This window comes from Sedimenticola hydrogenitrophicus (assembly GCF_025175675.1).
In the GTDB taxonomy this organism is placed as follows: domain Bacteria; phylum Pseudomonadota; class Gammaproteobacteria; order Chromatiales; family Chromatiaceae; genus Sedimenticola; species Sedimenticola hydrogenitrophicus.
Map to the genome: position 1 here is coordinate 126,016 of NZ_JANIOA010000001.1, position 16,484 is coordinate 142,499.

Here is a 16,484-nt window from a genome sequence, read left to right on the forward strand (position 1 = left end):
TGATGGCGCCTCGAATCCGGCCCCTTTTTCAGATTCAAGCCTGCCCTTGTTTGAGCGAAGCGAGTTTGGGCAGGCGCTGAAAAAGGGGCCGGATTCGAGGAGGCAAGCCATCGTGTGAGGCCGGCAAGGCAGGCCAATCATCCCGTGAGCATTGGTGAGGAGTGGTACATGGATGTACCGTTTACGGACCTGAGGATGGCATGCGCCTACCGGCTTATCCACCCTACATCCTTACCCCGTGAGTAGTTACTACCGAAACTTATTTTTGCGCGAGCCCTTAGTTGACCATGGCCGCCCGGGTCTGCCCACCGATATAATCGGCCAGGATATGCGCCGCCTCGTTAAGCATGATGCGGGCGACCGGATCGTCCCGATCAGCCGCCGGATCGGCACGCTCGGCCTCCGCATCCACATCATCGGGTTCCGGATCGAGACCGATGGCCGTCAGGAAACGGTTCTTCTCCGCCTTGCGGCGTTGTTCCCTCTGGTTCCACTCGATCTCCCGATCCTTTTCCAGCAGCGACACCGTCTCCTGGGCCTTGATCTCCTTCAACATCGCTTCGACCTGCGAGAGGTAGATAAAGCCGGGATCCTCCTTGATCCGTAACTGATGCATCTGGCGATAGCGCTCCAACTGGTCCAGACCTTCCACCTGATAGTTCACCGCCGCAATTTTGGCCCAGGGGAGTGCATTCTCCAGGCTCCGCTCACCCTGGTCATCAGACTGCACCGCGGAAGGATAAACAATATCCGGGACAACGCCCTTGAACTGGGTGCTGCCGCCGTTCACCCGGAAAAACTGCGCCATGGTGAGGCGCAGACGGCCCAGGTTTTTGTCGCCGTAGCGGACAAACCGTCCGAGATCGACCAGGGTCTGCACCGTTCCCTTACCAAAGGTGGGCTCGCCGATGATAATCCCCCGGTGATAATCCTGAATCGCCCCGGCGAAGATCTCCGAGGCGGAAGCACTGTGCCGGTCGACCAGGACCGCCAACGGTCCGGCATAGACCAGACTCGGATCGGGATCGCGCTCGATATCCAGATCGCCGGTGGCATTCTTCACCTGCACCACTGGGCCGGACGGGATAAACAGCCCGGTCAACTCGGTGGCTTCAACCAGGGAACCACCGCCATTGCCACGCAAGTCGATGACAATACCGTCCACCCCTTCCGCTTCCAGTTCGTCGATCAACCGGCGTACATCGCGGGTGGTGCTGGTGAAATCCTCTTGCCCCTGGGAGTAGCCCTGGAAATCCCGGTAGAAGGCGGGGATATCAATCACCCCAATGCGCAGGTTTCCCGTGTTGCCCAGGTCCGGGATAATGAACTTCTTGGCCGCCTGATCCTCCAGCTTGATCTGATTGCGCACCAGCGTCACCTGTTTGGTGCGGCCCGCGGACCCTTCGTCCTCGGGTAACAGCTGTAATTGCACGGTGGTGCCCTTGGCGCCGCGGATAAGATCGACCACATCCTGCAGTCGCCAGCCGATCACGTCCTCTATCTCCCCGTCGGCACCCTGCCCGACCCCGACGATCCGGTCACCCGCACTGACCTGTCCACTCAGCGCTGCCGGGCCGCCGGCGACGGTACGTTGCACCACCGTATATTCGTTCTCATTACTCAGCACGGCGCCGATCCCTTCCAGGGAAAGCCGCATGCTGATATCAAAATTCTCCGACACCCGCGGCGACATATAAGAGGTATGGGGCTCCAGGCTCAGGGTGTAGGAGTTGATGAAGACCTGGAACACGTCATCCGCATCCATCTGCCGGGTACGGCGCTGTATGCCGGTATAACGTTTTTCCAGGGTACTCCTGATCTCATCCAGCGGTTTATCCTTCAGTTTCAGGTTGAGGATATCGCTCTTCACCTTCATGCGCCAAAGCTCATTCAGTTCCGCGGCATCGGCGGTCCACGGCGACTCCTCGCGATCGAATCGATAGTTTTCGTTGATGGTGAAATCGTAATCCCTCTCCAGCAGCTTCAGGGCGTATCCGACCCGTTCGTCGACCCGCTGACGATAGACCCGGAAGATATTGAAAGCGGAATCGAGCCGGGCATCCTTCAGATCGTCATCCAGCTGATCGCTGACCACGTTGAAGCGCTCTATATCGCTCTGGGTGAAGAAACTCTTGTTCGGGTCCAGCACCTCCAGATAGCGATTCATGATCGCCCGGGACATCTCGTCGTTGAGGTGCTGCTTCTTGTAATGATATTCGTTGATCACCTTAAGGATGATCAGTGTGGATTGTCGCTGCGAGCGATTCGGCTGCAGCTCGTCCAGCGGTACTTCCCGGACACTTGCCAGGACGGGCAGCAAGCCCAGGAGCAGGAGCAATGCCGAAAGCAGTAGATATCTGATTTTCATAGAGTTAGGTCACATTCGCTAATCACCCGTTGGACCCCGGTTCTGTCCATTAGGTTTCATCACATCTTTAATGCAGTGTAACACGACGTTATAAGAAGTGGCGGGGAAGTGGCGGCATTGAGGGATGCAGTGCCCCGAGCAGCGCCAGGTACTCCTCATCTTCGGGACCGATATAGCCGTGGCGAATGAGGAAATCGATTATCACCAGATTGCAGTTCAGCTTGAACTCACTGCTGTGCCTTACCAGCTCCATCACCTGTTCGACCGGCCAGAGATAGAATGACTGCACCTCGCCGTCCATGCAGTGAGGGACAAATTCCTCGGGCAATTCAAGGTCATAACAGAACAGGGTATCGGGCTTGAAGCCCGTTGCCGTATCCATATGGTAGGTTACCGTCCCCACCGACGTCGCCTGCCGGGCCAGCTGCGCGGGGATCCCCGCCTCTTCCCAGCACTCCTTGGCCAGGTTCTCGGCCAGCGAGAGGCCATAAGGCAGTCCCCCCGCCGCCAGATTGTCCAGCCGGCCGGGGGCGTGCCTGCGGTCGTCGGCGCGGCGGCCGATCCACATCTTCAGTCCCGCCCCGGTGCGCACGAATCCGTTGACATGCTGGCCGTAGGCGCGGATGCCGAAACAGGGTGCCATGGCGCGATCGATCAGCAGCAACGGCTCCCCTCTACCCTCCGCCACGGCCGCGTAGCGCTCGCCATGAAATTGACCCAACGCGCCCTGGGCGATCAGTTGTTCGAGGACCCCGGCCACCAGGGCGGAGCGTTCCTGCAGCCCGCCACCCCGGCAGTGGAGGGCGACAGCCTGCCCGGTGGTGGAAAAAATTTCCGGCCAGGATTGCAGCAACCCGGCAAACGCGGGCCGTACCCGCCCTACCGGTTGGTTCTCTATCGCAAAGGGGATAAAGCCGCTTGCGTCATGGTCGTTGCAGGCGGCCACATGATGCATAAAACCCATACGCATACTCCAGTGCTCCGTCAACGTGATAATTGCGAGTTCAGTAATTATCACGTTCACGGAGCACTAAACAGGCCGGCTTTTCATGCCGGCAAACTGGCTCGCAGCTTACCAACAAGCCGGATACAGGTCTGGTAATCACTCCACAACAACCGCACCGACGATGCGACTCTCCCAGCGGTTGAGCTGGCCGCCGTCGGTCAGCCGGATATCGGTGCGCAGCGCCGCCGTTTTTCCGGCGCCCAGCGTCCCCGGGAGCCGGTATTCCCCACGCACGGCTACCCCGCCGCCGCTCCCCCGCTCGCCCAACTGTATGCGAATATCCCGGGTCGCGACAGGGGTCGGATTTTGCAGCTGGATCACCACCACGCCCGACCTGTCGATCCCCAGCCGGCTCCTCAGATAGCGTTGCGGATTGGCCGGCAGGTCCAGCCGGACCAGCGCACTGGACGCCGCCTTGCCGGTCGCGGTCGAAGCCCCCGAGGCATGCTGAAAATGGGCGATGGCCGCCGGGCGATCCCCTCCCCGCAGCGCCAGTCCACCGAGCAGGTAATGGGCATCCGCCGTCGGCAGCAGTTCCAGGCTGCGATTGAGATCCTGGCGGGCGCCGGATCTGTCACCCAACTCGGCCCTGAGTGCGCCCCGTCTCAGGAAGTGACGGAAGAAACCATCATCCAGGGCGACCGCCTTGTCATAGGCGGCCAATGCCTTCGGATAGGCCTTCCGCTGCTCCAGGGCATCGCCCCTGAGTCCGTAAAACAGCGCCTCGCGCGGCTCCAGGGCAATCGCCTGGCCGGCCAGTTCCAGCGCCCTGTCAGGCTGCTTTTTGCTCAGCGCCGCCACTCCCTTGTCGTAGGCGTCGTAGGCCGGGGCGGTTTTTTTCAGCACATCGACTATCCGCCGATAACGCTCCGTCCCCAGCTCCCCGCCGTTACCGAGTTCCCGCGCCCGCTGGCGGTTCTTCTCCACCCGTTCGGCGGAGGGGGGATGGCTGGCGAACAGCCCGCTCAGCCAGTTCTCCTTGCGATCCTTGGAGAGGCGGACAAAGGTCTCCTGAAGCCCGACCGCGGCCAGCGGATCGTAACCCGCCCGGGCCATATAGCTCATGCCGTAATAATCGGCCTCCAGCTCGGCATCCCGGGAATAGCTCTGGTTGAGCAGGTTGGCCCCGATCGCCGCCCCCCCCACCGCCAGCTGCGAATAATCGCTGTCGCGGGTGGCAACCCCGGCCGCCAGCAGCACGCCCTGCAGCACCACCCCGCGCTCAATGCCCTTGGCGCCATGCCGCGCCGCCGCATGCACGATCTCATGCCCCAGCACGGAGGCCAGCTCCGCCTCATTGTTCAGCTCCAGCAGCAGCCCGCGGTTGACCGCGATCTTGCCCCCCGGCAGGGCCCAAGCATTGGGAGTGGAGTCGTTCAGCACCGCGAATTCGTAGGGGAGCTTGCGATCGCTGACGGCTCCCAGGCGCTGCCCCACCTGTTGCACATAGCGGGTCACCTCCGGTTCCAGCTTGTAATCACCGCCCTGCATCTGCCGACTCGGCGCATACTGCTCGCGGCCGATCTCCAGTTCGGTCCGTTCCGAGACCAGGGAGAGCTCACTCTTGCCGGTGACGGGATTGGTGGCACAGCCGGCGAGACCGGCCAGCAGCAGCGCGCCCCACACGCCCCGCGATACGATTTTAACGAGTTCCAATCGTCCGTTCATGTTTCGCCCTCCTTCCGTTTGGCCTCGTCCCAGGCCGCATCCATGACCGCCAAGTCCGCCGCCGCCAGTGGCGTTCCCTGCTCTTGCAGGATAGCCTCCATGACGTTGAAACGTGCCTCAAATTTATCGTTGGTCGCCCGCAGCAGGCTCTCGGCATCGAAACCGAGATGCCGCGACAGGTTGACACAGCTGAACAACAGGTCGCCCATCTCCTCCGCGACCCGCGCCTGCGCCGCCCCGGCCTGGTTGAGTTCGGCCTCCAGTTCCGCCAGCTCCTCCCGCACCTTGGCCAGCACACCTGCCCGGTCCGGCCAGTCAAAACCGACCTTGGCCGCCCGCTTCTGCAATTTGCTCGCGCGTAGCAGGGCCGGCAGGGCCTGGGCCACGCCCGCCAGGTGACCGATACGCCCTTCCGCGGCACCTTTGCGCCGCTCCTCGGCCTTCAGTTGTTCCCAGGCGACACTCTGCTCCTCGGCATCCGCCACCCGGGCATCGGCAAACACATGGGGGTGCCGCCGGACCATTTTTTCGCAAATGCCGCGGACCACATCATCGAAGTCGAACTGCCCCCGCTCACTGGCGATCCGGGCATAAAAAACCACCTGGAACAGCAGATCCCCCAGCTCCCCGCACAGCTCTCCCATATCACCCCTGGTGATGCTGTCGGCCACCTCGTACGCCTCCTCGATGGTATAGGGAACTATAGTCTCCAGGGTCTGCTCCCTATCCCACGGGCAGCCGCCTCGGGGGTCACGCAGTTGCGCCATGATCGCTACCAGTCGCTGTATGCTCATCTCTTTTCCGGATAATCGCCACGGATGGCGGAACGGATGGAAAACAGCCCGTTTCCAGGCCATTCATTGCGCTTGAAACTTATCCCGTCAAGCAGCGGTCTTTATATAAAACCCACGTTTTTTTTACAAACATTCGCGGCAGACCAAACAAACATAAACTAAGCTTCGTGTGTAAGGTAGTACCGAAAACAAATCGGATAATACTAACAACAAGGTTGCGCTGACTGCGCAAAAGGAAATCAGGCAGCGGACAATCTGGGCGAGGAGACTACTGACACCATACTGCGGTAAATGCGGATGGCGGTGCCGTATAACACTATCAGGAGGGACGACTCCATGACCATATTTGACCATTATCAGGGCCGCTACGAGGCCGTCCAGGAATCCGAAATACCACTTGAAACCTATCTCGATCTCTGCAGAGAGGATAAATCGGTATACGCCTCCGCGGCGGAACGGCTGCTTATCGCAATCGGCGACCCGGTTCTGGTCGACACCAGCAAACACCCGCGCCTCAGCCGCATTTTCTCAAATAAGGTAATCAAGACCTACCCCAGCTTCAACGGATTTTACGGTATGGAAGATGCCATCGAGTCGGTGGTCTCCTTCCTACGTCACGCAGCCCAGGGTCTGGAAGAGAAAAAACAGATCCTGTACCTGTTAGGCCCAGTGGGTGGTGGCAAGTCGTCCCTTGCCGAGCAACTCAAATACCTGATGGAGAAAGTTCCCTTTTATGCCTTAAAAGGTTCTCCGGTAAACGAGAGTCCACTGGGCCTATTCGACCCCGAGGAGGATGGCGAACTGATCCTCGAACGCTATGGCGTCCCGCGCAGATACCTGGACCATATCCCCAGTCCCTGGGCGGTCAAGCGCCTGCGCGAATATGGCGGCGACATCTCCAAGTTCAAGGTGGTCAAGCTGTGGCCGAGCCGGCTCAGCCAGACCGGTATCGCGAAAACCGAACCGGGCGATGAAAACAACCAGGATATCTCCAGCCTGACCGGCAAGGTGGATATCAGAAAGCTAGATGAGTTCTCGCAGGACGATCCGGACTGCTACAGCTTCTCGGGCGGGCTCTGCCAGGCCAACCAGGGTCTGCTCGAGTTTGTCGAGATGTTCAAGGCGCCGATCAAGGTGCTGCATCCGCTGCTCACCGCCACCCAGGAGGGCAATTACAAGGGCACCGAAGGGATTTCCGCGATCCCGTTCGAAGGTATCATCCTCGCCCACTCCAATGAATCCGAATGGCAGAGCTTCAAAAATAACAAGAATAATGAGGCATTTCTCGACCGGGTGAATATCGTCAAGGTGCCCTACTGCCTGCGGGTCACCGAAGAGATCGAAATCTATAAAAAACTGATTGCCAACTCCAGCCTGGCCGATGCCCCCTGCGCACCGGACACCCTGAAGATGATGGCCCAGTTCGCGGTCCTGACCCGACTGAAGGAGCCGGAGAACTCAAACATCTGGAGCAAGATGCGGGTCTACGATGGCGAGAATCTGAAGGATACCGATCCGAAGGCGAAAAGCCAGATGGAGTACAAAGACTACGCCGGTGTCAACGAGGGCATGAGCGGCCTCAGTACCCGCTTCTCCTACAAGATACTCTCCAAGGTATTCAACTTCGACAATACCGAGATCGCCGCCAACCCGGTACATCTGCTCTACGTGCTGGAGCAGCAGATCATGCAGGAGCAGTTTCCGCCGGAGTTGCAGGAGAAGTACCTGGAGTACATCAAGGGACATCTGGTACCCGAGTACATCAAGTTCATCGGCAAGGAGATCCAGACCTCCTACCTGGAGAGCTATTCCGAGTATGGCCAGAACATCTTCGACCGTTATGTCACCTATGTGGATTACTGGTTGCAGGATCAGGAGTTCCGCGACCCGGATACCGGCGAGTTCCTCAATCGGGCCGCCCTCAATGATGAGCTGGAGAAGATCGAGAAACCGGCCGGCATCTCCAATCCAAAGGATTTCCGCAACGAGATCGTCAATTTCGTACTGCGGGCCCGGGCCAACAACAACGGCAAGAACCCGAACTGGACCAGCTATGAGAAGCTGCGCACGGTGATCGAAAAGAAGATGTTCTCCAACACCGAAGAGCTGTTGCCGGTGATCAGTTTCAATGCCAAGGCCTCTACCGAGGATCAGCAGAAACATGAGGACTTCATCAACCGAATGATAACCAAGGGTTACACACGCAAGCAGGTCCGCCTGCTCTCCGAGTGGTACCTGCGGGTACGTAAATCGAACTAACCAGCGAGGTGGCGCAAGCGAACAGCCGATAATATTTCAGTGTAAGGAAGTAATCTATGGCCATGATCATTGACCGAAGACTTGACGGGCGCAACAAAAGTGCCGTAAACCGTCAGCGTCTGATGCGCCGGTACAAACAGCAGATAAAAAAATCCGTATCGGATGCCATCAATAAAAGATCCATCACCGACACCCAGTCCGGTGAAAAGATCAATATTCCCGCCCGGGACGTCAAGGAACCGATCATCCATCACGGTCGCGGCGGCATTCACGAGCATGTGCACCCGGGCAACAAGCAGTTCAGCCAGGGCGACCGGGTCAAGCGCCCGGAACAATCGGGCCAGGGCGGAGGCGGTAGCCAGGCATCCAACTCCGGTGAAGGCGAGGATGATTTCGGTTTCGAGATCTCCAAGGACGAGTATCTCGACCTGCTGTTTGAAGAGCTGGCACTGCCCAACCTGGTGAAGACCAAGGTGGTGGCGCAGTCCGCCAAGACGCTGGTCAGGGCCGGGTTCTCCAACACGGGTGTCGCATCAAACCTGAATCTGCTGCGCACCATGCGCCGCGCCAAGGGGCGTAAAATCGCCATTGCCTCGCCCTACAGCAAACGCTGCCGGGAGCTGGAGCAACTGCTGGAACAGGAGCTTGAAAGGAAGCCGCACAACGAAGAGAAGATCAAGAGCCTGCGGGAAGAGCTGGCACTGCTGCGCGCCCGCATCGAAACCATCCCCTTTATCGATACCTACGACCTGAAATTCAATCAGTTCATTCCGCAGCCCAAGCCGATCACCCAAGCGGTCATGTTCTGCATCATGGACGTCTCTGGCTCCATGAGCCAGGCCACCAAGGATATCGCCAAGCGGTTTTTCATCCTGCTCTATCTGTTTCTCAGCCGCAGCTATGAAAGGACCGATGTGGTGTTCATCCGTCATCACACCTCGGCCAAGGAGGTGGACGAAGAGGAGTTCTTCTACTCGCGGGAAACCGGCGGCACCATCGTCTCCAGCGCCCTGAAGCTGATGCGTGATATCGTCCGTGACCGCTACCCCACCGAGGACTGGAACATCTACGCCGCCCAGGCCAGTGATGGCGACAACTGGGAAGATGACAGCGCCACCTGTCGCGATCTCATGATCGACTCGATCATGCCTTATCTGCAGTACTACGCCTATGTGGAGATACACAATCAGGAGCATCAGGGTTTATGGAGAGAGTACGAGAAGGTCGGCGCGCTGTTCGAAACCTTCTCCATGAAACAGATCCGGGATACCGGCGAGATCTATCCGGTCTTCCATGAACTCTTTAAAAGGCAAGAGGCATGAAAAATTGGCAGGACAGGCAATTTTCACGGCCGCAGGCCGCCCGTCAGGGTGCGGCACAGGGAGGTGCCGCATGAACACCCCCAGCGGCAAACCGGGCGCCGATGGCAATAGGCGGACCGATACCCCTCCCGGGCGACGGGTCTTATCCACCGAGTCGGACTGGACCTTCGATCTGATCGAGGAGTACAACCAGGAGATCGAACGCATCGCCAAGGAGGTCTACCACCTGGACTGCTACCCGGTGCAACTGGAACTGATCTCCAGCGAACAGATGATGGATGCCTACGCCTCGGTGGGCATGCCGATCGGCTATAACCACTGGAGTTTCGGCAAACAGTTCGTCATTACGGAAAAGAACTATAAACGGGGCCAGATGAATCTGGCCTACGAGATCGTCATCAACTCCAATCCCTGCATCGCCTACCTGATGGAGGAGAACACCATGACCATGCAGGCGTTGGTGATCGCCCACGCCGCCTATGGCCATAACAGCTTTTTCAAGGGCAACTACCTGTTCAAGATCTGGACCGATGCCGAGGCGATCATCGATTATCTGATATTCGCCAAGAACTATGTCGCCGAATGCGAGGAGAAGTATGGCATCCAGGAGGTGGAGGAGATTCTCGATTCCTGCCACGCGCTGATGAATTTCGGTGTCGACCGCTACAAGCGCCGCGCCGGCGAGACCCTGGAGGATGAGCCCCGGGTTCAGTCGGACCGGGAACTGATACTGCAGCACCATGTGAATGAGTTATGGCGTCAGCTGAACATCAATGAGCCGGAAAAGAAGGAGAATCAAACCAAGCGGATTCCACCCGAGCCGCAGGAAAACATTCTCTACTTCCTGGAGAAAAACGCACCTCTGCTGAAACCGTGGCAGCGCGAGATCATACGCGTCGTGCGCAAGATCGCCCAGTATTTCTATCCGCAACGACAGACCCAGGTGATGAACGAGGGCTGGGCCTGCTTCTGGCACTACACCATCTTGAACCACATGTATGACGAAGGGCTGATCAACGATTCAGCCATGCTGGAATTCATGCACACCCATACCAATGTCATCTCCCAGCCGGATTTCGACAGCCCCTACTATTCCGGTATCAACCCCTACGCCCTGGGGTTCAAGATGATGATGGATATCCGGCGCATCTGCGAGGACCCGACGGAAGAGGATCTGCAGTGGTTCCCGGACATCGCCCATACGAACTGGCGGGAGACCCTCGACTTCGCCATGCGCAATTTCAAGGACGAGAGCTTTATCGGCCAATACCTGTCACCGCGGCTGATCCGCGAGTTCCGTCTCTTCTCGGTGCTGGATGACGACCGCGAGGAGACCCTGGGCATCTCGGCCATTCACGATGAAGTGGGCTATCGGGCGGTACGGGAAAAACTGAGCGCCCAGTACAATCTGAGCCATCGGGAGCCCAATCTTCAGGTGTTCAATGTGGATCATCAGGGGGACCGGACCCTGACACTCAGGTATTATCAGGATAAGAACCGACCACTCTCGGACACCACCGAAGAGGTAATCAAGCACCTGCACCGGCTATGGGGCTTCAAAGTGGAGATCGAAACGGTCGAGGAGGATGGCGGCACCGAGATCACCCACCGCTGTCCCAAACCGGTCAGCGAGGAACTGACCATCAATTAACGCCATTCTGCCGTAGCACGCCAATCCGGAATGGGCGACAATCTGCCCATGAACACCACGATCACCCGCCCTTGGCAACGCCCCGACATCCTGCTGATGCTGATGGCCGCCGCTGTGCCCATCAGTTTTGCCGCCTGGCAGGCACTGCTGAACAACTTCGCCATCGAGATGGCGGCCTTCACTGGCAAGGAGATGGGCATACTGCAGAGCCTGCGCGAAATTCCCGGCTTTCTCGCCTTCGGCGTCATCTTCCTGTTGCTGCTGTTCCGCGAGCAGACCCTGGCCTTTATCTCCCTGCTGCTGCTTGGCATCGGCACCGCCCTGACCGGCTTCTTCCCCTCGGTGATCGGCCTCTACCTCACCACCATCGTGATGTCGATCGGCTTCCACTATTACGAGACCCTGCAGACCTCGCTGGCCCTGCAGTGGCTGGACAAACAGGCCTCCGCCGAGGCCCTGGGACGGCTGATCGCCACCGGCTCTTTTGCCGCCATCCTCACCTTCGGCCTGATCTGGCTGGGCAACGACCTGTTGCAACTCGACTACCGCTGGCTCTACCTGCTGACCGGTGGCATCACGGTGGCCATCGGCCTCATCGCCTGGCGGGCCTTTCCACGCTTTCCGCAGCACACCGAGCAGCACAAGCACATGGTACTGCGGCGCCGTTACTGGCTCTTCTACGCCCTCACCTTCATGTCCGGCGCCCGGCGCCAGATCTTCGTGGTATTCGCCGGCTTTCTGATGGTGGAGAAATTCGGCTACTCGGTCAGCGATATCGCCCTGCTGTTCCTGCTCAACGCCTCGCTGAACGTGCTGTTCGCCCGGCGCATCGGCCGGCTGGTGGGACGGATCGGGGAGCGCAATGCCCTGCTGATCGAATATACCGGACTGATCCTGGTGTTTAGCGGCTACGCCCTAGTCGAGCAGGCCGGACTGGCGGCCGGGCTCTATGTCCTGGATCACCTGTTCTTCGCCATGGCCATCGCCCTCAAGACCTATTTCCAGAAGATCGCCGCCCCCCAGGATATCGCCGCCACCGCCGGGGTCAGCTTCTCCATCAACCATATCGCGGCGGTGGCAATTCCGGCCAGCTTTGGCCTGCTCTGGCTGGCCTCGCCGGCGCTGGTATTCTATGCCGGGGCGGCCATGGCCCTGGTCTCGCTGCTGCTCTCGCTGCTGATCCCGGATACCCCGGAGATCGGCTGCGAACACCGCTTCTCCCGCCTGGTGGCGGAACGCTGATCCGACGTCCGATCGATTGACAGATCTGTTTCTTTGACTAGAATTGACGATTCGTCAGTGACGAATCGTCAACTTACCAGCAGATACCAGGTTTTTTCATGGGCCCAAGAACGGTCAAATCGGAACAACTGCAGGCACGCGAGCGGGAACTGATCGAGACCGCCCTGGGCATCATGGAGCAGGAGGGTACTTCCGGGCTGACCATGGACAAGGTGGCCGCCCGGGTCCCCTACTCCAAGGGCACGGTCTACAACCACTTCCGCAGCCGCGAGGATCTGCTCACCAGCATCTGCAATGCCAGCATGGAGACCCTGGTGGAACTGTTCACCCGAGCCATCGGATTCCAGGGGAGTACCCGGGAGCGGCTGCTGGCGGTGCACTACGCCTATCTGTTGCACGCCCTGCTCGACCCCACCCAGTTCATGCTGGTGATCTCGGCCAAGACCGCCAACCTGATCGAGCGCACCTCGGAGCGCCGACTCGCCGCGCACCACGAACTGGAGGGACGGCTGATGGGTCCCATGCTCGAACTGGTGGACGAGGCCATTGCCGCGGGAGAGCTGACGCCCGCCCCGCACCTGGATCGCCGGCAGATCGTGTTCACCAACTGGGCGGGGAGTTTCGGTGTCATCTCCCTGCTGATCAACAGCCAGGACCAATGCAGCGCACGGGAAGACCTGGATGCCGGAACCGAACTGTTCAACCACGTCAACCTGCTGCTGGACGGCATGCAGTGGCGACCCATGAGCTCCGACTGGCACTATGACCAGACCCTGAAACGGATCGGGGCGGAGATATTTCCCGGAGAATCGACGCTGATCGACACGCCGTGAAGCCAATTGTCCCGGCAAGCCACCAGGGCCGAGTAGCGGCTCCCGGATCAACCCAAACCGCACAGGCGTGACCGCCGCATTCAGGTGCACATTCAAGGAGAAAGCGCATATGCACCAGAAGTTGACACAATTCATCCTGAAGCATCCGGTACGGGTTATCGTGGCCACCCTCCTGCTGGTCGCCCTGGCGGTACCCGGCGCCCAGCACCTGGTGTTCAAGAGTGACTACCGGGTGTTTTTCGGCCAGGACAATCCGCAGCTGAACGCCTACGAGGCGATCCAGAGGATCTACAGCAAAAGCGACAACGTGGCCTTCGTCATCGCCCCGAAGGATGGCCGGGTATTTACCGCCCGGCGGCTGGAGGCGATCAGGAAGCTCACCGAGGACTCCTGGCAGATTCCTTACTCCACCCGGGTCGACTCCATCACCAACTACCAGTACAGCTATGCCGACGGCGACGAACTGATCGTCGAGGACCTGGCCCTGGAGCCCCGGGCAATGGATGCGGCCGCGCTGGAACGGGTGCGCGAGATCGCCGTCAATGAACCGTTGCTGCGAAACAAGCTGATCTCGCCCCGGGCGCACGTGACCGTGGTCAACACCACGGTACAGCTGCCCGGAATATACCCGGTACAGGAGGTACCGGAGGTTGCCGCGAAGGTCCACGAACTGCGCGACCAGTTCGTTGCGCTGAATCCGGACCTGACGGTCCATCTCTCCGGCCTGGTGATGATGAACAACAGCTTTGCCGAGGCCTCCCTGAACGACAGCGCCACCCTGGTGCCGGTAATGTTCCTGATCGTGATACTGACCATCGGCCTGTTGCTGCGTACTATAACCGGTACCCTCTCCACGGTACTGGTCATCCTCTTCAGCATCGCCGTCACCATGGGGATTGCCGGCTGGACCGGCTTCTACCTGACCGGACCCTCCGCCAGCGCGCCGACCATGATCCTGACCCTGGCGGTGGCCGACTGCATCCATATACTCACCACCCTGTTCCACGAAATGCGCCAGGGGGTGGAGAAACGCCAGGCCATTCTCGACAGCCTGCGTATCAACTATCAGCCGATCTTCCTCACCAGCATCACCACCGCCATCGGTTTCCTGAGCATGAACTTCTCCGACTCCCCGCCGTTCCGGGATCTGGGCAATCTGGTCGCGTTGGGGGTGATGCTCGCGTTCGTCTTTTCCGTCACCCTGTTTCCGGCGCTGCTGGCGCTGCTGCCCCTGAAGGTGAAACCCCACCGCGCCCGCGGCGACCGGATGCTGCACTTTGCCGACTTCGTGGTGCGCGGCCGTCGCTGGCTGCTGCCAGCCACCTCCCTGGTCATGCTCTCCGTCATGCTGTTCCTGCCGCAGAACCAGCTCAACGACGACTTCGTAAAGTATTTCGACACCTCAGTGCCGTTCCGCCAGGCCACCGACTTCATGCAGGAGAACATCTCCGGCATGACCACCATGGAGATCTCCATCGACAGCGGCGAGTCCGGCGGTATCAACAACCCCGCCTTCTTGCGCAAGCTGGAACAGTTGAGCAGCTGGTTGCGCGCGCAACCGGAGACGGATCATGTCAATACCCTGAGTGACACCCTGAAACGGCTGAACCGCAACATGCACGGTGATGATCCGACCTGGTATCGCCTCCCCGACAGTCGGCAACTGGCAGCCCAGTACCTGCTGCTGTACGAGATGTCCCTGCCCTACGGTCTGGACCTCAATAATCAGCTCAACGTGGATAAATCCTCCACCCGACTGGTCGCCACCTTCGAAAACCTTACCAGCAACGGGCAGATCGAGTTGGAGCAACGGATCCGTCACTGGCTCGAACTCAACCTCCCCGAATACCGCGTGGACATCGCCAGCCCGTCCCTGATGTTCGCCCATATCGGTCAGCGCAATATCCAGAGCATGCTGCTGGGCGTCACCGTGGCGCTGGTATTGATCTCGCTGCTGCTGGGTATCGCCCTGCGCTCGGTCCGGTTCGGACTGATCAGCCTGCTGCCCAACCTGACACCGGCGGCGGTCGGCTTCGGTGCCTGGTATTTTATCGACGGACAGGTGGGCCTGGCACTGTCGGTGGTGGCCGGCATGACCCTCGGCATCGTGGTGGACGACACGGTGCATTTCCTCAGCAAGTACCTGCGCGCACGCCGCGAACGCAACGCCAATCCCCATGAAGCGGTACGCTACGCCTTCAGCAGCGTCGGCCGGGCGCTGTGGATCACCACCCTGGTGCTGGTGTGCGGCTTCATGGTGCTGGCCCAGTCCACCTTCAAGCTCAACGCCGACATGGGACTACTGACGGCCCTGACCATCCTGATCGCACTGGCCATCGACTTTCTGTTCCTGCCGCCGCTGCTGATGAAACTCGACACCCATCCTCTCACCACCAAAGGAGCAATAGAGCATGAGGAGGCAAAGAATGCCGCTTAGAATGATCCCGGGAATTTTCCTGGCACTGGCGCTGCTCGCCGTACAACCGCTGCTGCATGCCGAGACCGCGGAACAGAAAGGCCGCGCCATCGCCGCCGAGAGTATCGCCCGCGATAGCGGCTGGGGCGACATGGAGGCGGACATGCAGATGATCCTGCGCAACCAGCAAGGCGAGGAGAGCCTGCGGGAGATCCGCATGCAGTCGCTGGAACAGGCCAACGACGGCGACAAGAGCCTGACCGTCTTCGACAAGCCCCTGGACGTCAACGGGACGGCGTTCCTCAGCTTCTCCCACGCCCTGGGCGCGGATGACCAGTGGCTCTACCTGCCGGCCCTGAAACGGGTCAAGCGCATCTCCTCACGCAACAAGTCCGGCCCCTTCATGGGCTCCGAGTTTGCCTACGAGGACCTCAGCTCCTTCGAGATCGAGAAGTACAACTACAAATACCTCCGGGACGAGCAGATCAGCGGTGTGGACTGCTTCGTGGTGGAACAGTACCCGGTGGATAAAAACTCCGGCTACACGCGCCGCGTGGTGTGGAACGACAAGGCGGAGTACCGGGTTCAACGCATCGAGTTCTACGATAGAAAGAATAGTCTGCTGAAGACCCTCGATTACTCCGGCTACCGGCAATATCTTGGCAAATACTGGAGACCCGACCGCATGGATGTGGTCAATCACCAGACCGGCAAGAGCACCGAACTGCGCTGGACGAACTACCGCTTCGGCAACGGCCTGAGCGACGCCGATTTCAACAAGAACAGCCTGAAACGTGCCCGCTGACATGGGGCGTCATCCCGGAGCAAGGCACTGGCTTAGGGCTCGCACAAGAATAATTTCGCAGTACCGAGGGCGTAACTGGGTCACGCTGGCAAGGCACGCTTTGCCGGCAATGGCCGTTCC

General features: G+C 59.6%; 11 protein-coding genes. 7 read left to right on the top strand and 4 right to left on the bottom strand.

The genetic code is table 11. From position 1 onward, the window contains the following. Positions 1-277: 277 nt before the first annotated feature. The 4 genes from NPX02_RS00590 to mazG form a co-directional block, all read right to left on the bottom strand. Positions 278-2,368, bottom strand: coding sequence for a carboxy terminal-processing peptidase (locus NPX02_RS00590; RefSeq protein ID WP_260291166.1), 2,091 nt, complete (start codon positions 2,366-2,368; stop codon positions 278-280). 88 nt (positions 2,369-2,456) lie between these two features. Continuing rightward, positions 2,457-3,332, bottom strand: a complete 876-nt coding sequence (locus tag NPX02_RS00595) for a DUF4743 domain-containing protein (RefSeq protein WP_260291167.1) — start codon at positions 3,330-3,332, stop codon at positions 2,457-2,459. A gap of 138 nt (positions 3,333-3,470) precedes the next feature. Next, positions 3,471-5,042, bottom strand: coding sequence for a M48 family metalloprotease (locus tag NPX02_RS00600; protein WP_260291168.1), 1,572 nt, complete (start codon positions 5,040-5,042; stop codon positions 3,471-3,473). Further along, positions 5,039-5,836: a nucleoside triphosphate pyrophosphohydrolase gene (gene mazG / locus NPX02_RS00605; RefSeq protein ID WP_260291169.1), complete on the bottom strand. Its 798-nt coding sequence runs from the start codon at positions 5,834-5,836 to the stop codon at positions 5,039-5,041. The genes NPX02_RS00600 and mazG overlap by 4 nt, the downstream gene beginning before the upstream one ends. Before the next feature lie 336 nt (positions 5,837-6,172). Between mazG and NPX02_RS00610 the strand changes: the two genes are divergently transcribed. From NPX02_RS00610 to NPX02_RS00640, 7 genes are all read left to right on the top strand, one after another. Further along, positions 6,173-8,095 (top strand): PrkA family serine protein kinase, encoded by a 1,923-nt coding sequence (locus NPX02_RS00610; protein WP_260291170.1) that lies wholly within the window; start codon positions 6,173-6,175, stop codon positions 8,093-8,095. Between the two features lie 56 nt (positions 8,096-8,151). After that, complete coding sequence (locus NPX02_RS00615) at positions 8,152-9,417, top strand: YeaH/YhbH family protein (RefSeq protein ID WP_260291171.1); 1,266 nt, start codon at positions 8,152-8,154, stop codon at positions 9,415-9,417. A gap of 70 nt (positions 9,418-9,487) precedes the next feature. After that, on the top strand, positions 9,488-11,068 hold the full coding sequence (locus tag NPX02_RS00620) for a SpoVR family protein (RefSeq protein ID WP_260291172.1): 1,581 nt from the start codon (positions 9,488-9,490) through the stop codon (positions 11,066-11,068). A 48-nt stretch (positions 11,069-11,116) separates the two neighbouring features. Further along, entirely contained in the window at positions 11,117-12,310 is a 1,194-nt protein-coding gene (locus NPX02_RS00625; RefSeq protein ID WP_260291173.1) for an MFS transporter, read from the top strand. A 98-nt stretch (positions 12,311-12,408) separates the two neighbouring features. Beyond that, positions 12,409-13,143, top strand: coding sequence for a TetR/AcrR family transcriptional regulator (locus NPX02_RS00630; RefSeq protein ID WP_260291174.1), 735 nt, complete (start codon positions 12,409-12,411; stop codon positions 13,141-13,143). A gap of 109 nt (positions 13,144-13,252) precedes the next feature. Then, entirely contained in the window at positions 13,253-15,580 is a 2,328-nt protein-coding gene (locus tag NPX02_RS00635) for an efflux RND transporter permease subunit (protein ID WP_260291175.1), read from the top strand. After that, a complete protein-coding gene (locus NPX02_RS00640; RefSeq protein WP_260291176.1) occupies positions 15,570-16,364 on the top strand; it encodes an outer membrane lipoprotein-sorting protein in 795 nt (264 codons plus the stop codon). The genes NPX02_RS00635 and NPX02_RS00640 overlap by 11 nt, the downstream gene beginning before the upstream one ends. Positions 16,365-16,484: the final 120 nt, after the last annotated feature.

What these genes read in the sequence shown, in the direction of transcription:
- NPX02_RS00590 (WP_260291166.1), bottom strand. Translation starts at nt 2,368, where the DNA reads ATGAAAATCAGATATCTACTGCTTTCGGCATTGCTCCTGCTCCTGGGC.
- NPX02_RS00595 (WP_260291167.1), bottom strand. Translation starts at nt 3,332, where the DNA reads ATGGGTTTTATGCATCATGTGGCCGCCTGCAACGACCATGACGCAAGC.
- NPX02_RS00600 (WP_260291168.1), bottom strand. Translation starts at nt 5,042, where the DNA reads ATGAACGGACGATTGGAACTCGTTAAAATCGTATCGCGGGGCGTGTGG.
- mazG (WP_260291169.1), bottom strand. Translation starts at nt 5,836, where the DNA reads ATGAGCATACAGCGACTGGTAGCGATCATGGCGCAACTGCGTGACCCC.
- NPX02_RS00610 (WP_260291170.1), top strand. Translation starts at nt 6,173, where the DNA reads ATGACCATATTTGACCATTATCAGGGCCGCTACGAGGCCGTCCAGGAA.
- NPX02_RS00615 (WP_260291171.1), top strand. Translation starts at nt 8,152, where the DNA reads ATGGCCATGATCATTGACCGAAGACTTGACGGGCGCAACAAAAGTGCC.
- NPX02_RS00620 (WP_260291172.1), top strand. Translation starts at nt 9,488, where the DNA reads ATGAACACCCCCAGCGGCAAACCGGGCGCCGATGGCAATAGGCGGACC.
- NPX02_RS00625 (WP_260291173.1), top strand. Translation starts at nt 11,117, where the DNA reads ATGAACACCACGATCACCCGCCCTTGGCAACGCCCCGACATCCTGCTG.
- NPX02_RS00630 (WP_260291174.1), top strand. Translation starts at nt 12,409, where the DNA reads ATGGGCCCAAGAACGGTCAAATCGGAACAACTGCAGGCACGCGAGCGG.
- NPX02_RS00635 (WP_260291175.1), top strand. Translation starts at nt 13,253, where the DNA reads ATGCACCAGAAGTTGACACAATTCATCCTGAAGCATCCGGTACGGGTT.
- NPX02_RS00640 (WP_260291176.1), top strand. Translation starts at nt 15,570, where the DNA reads ATGCCGCTTAGAATGATCCCGGGAATTTTCCTGGCACTGGCGCTGCTC.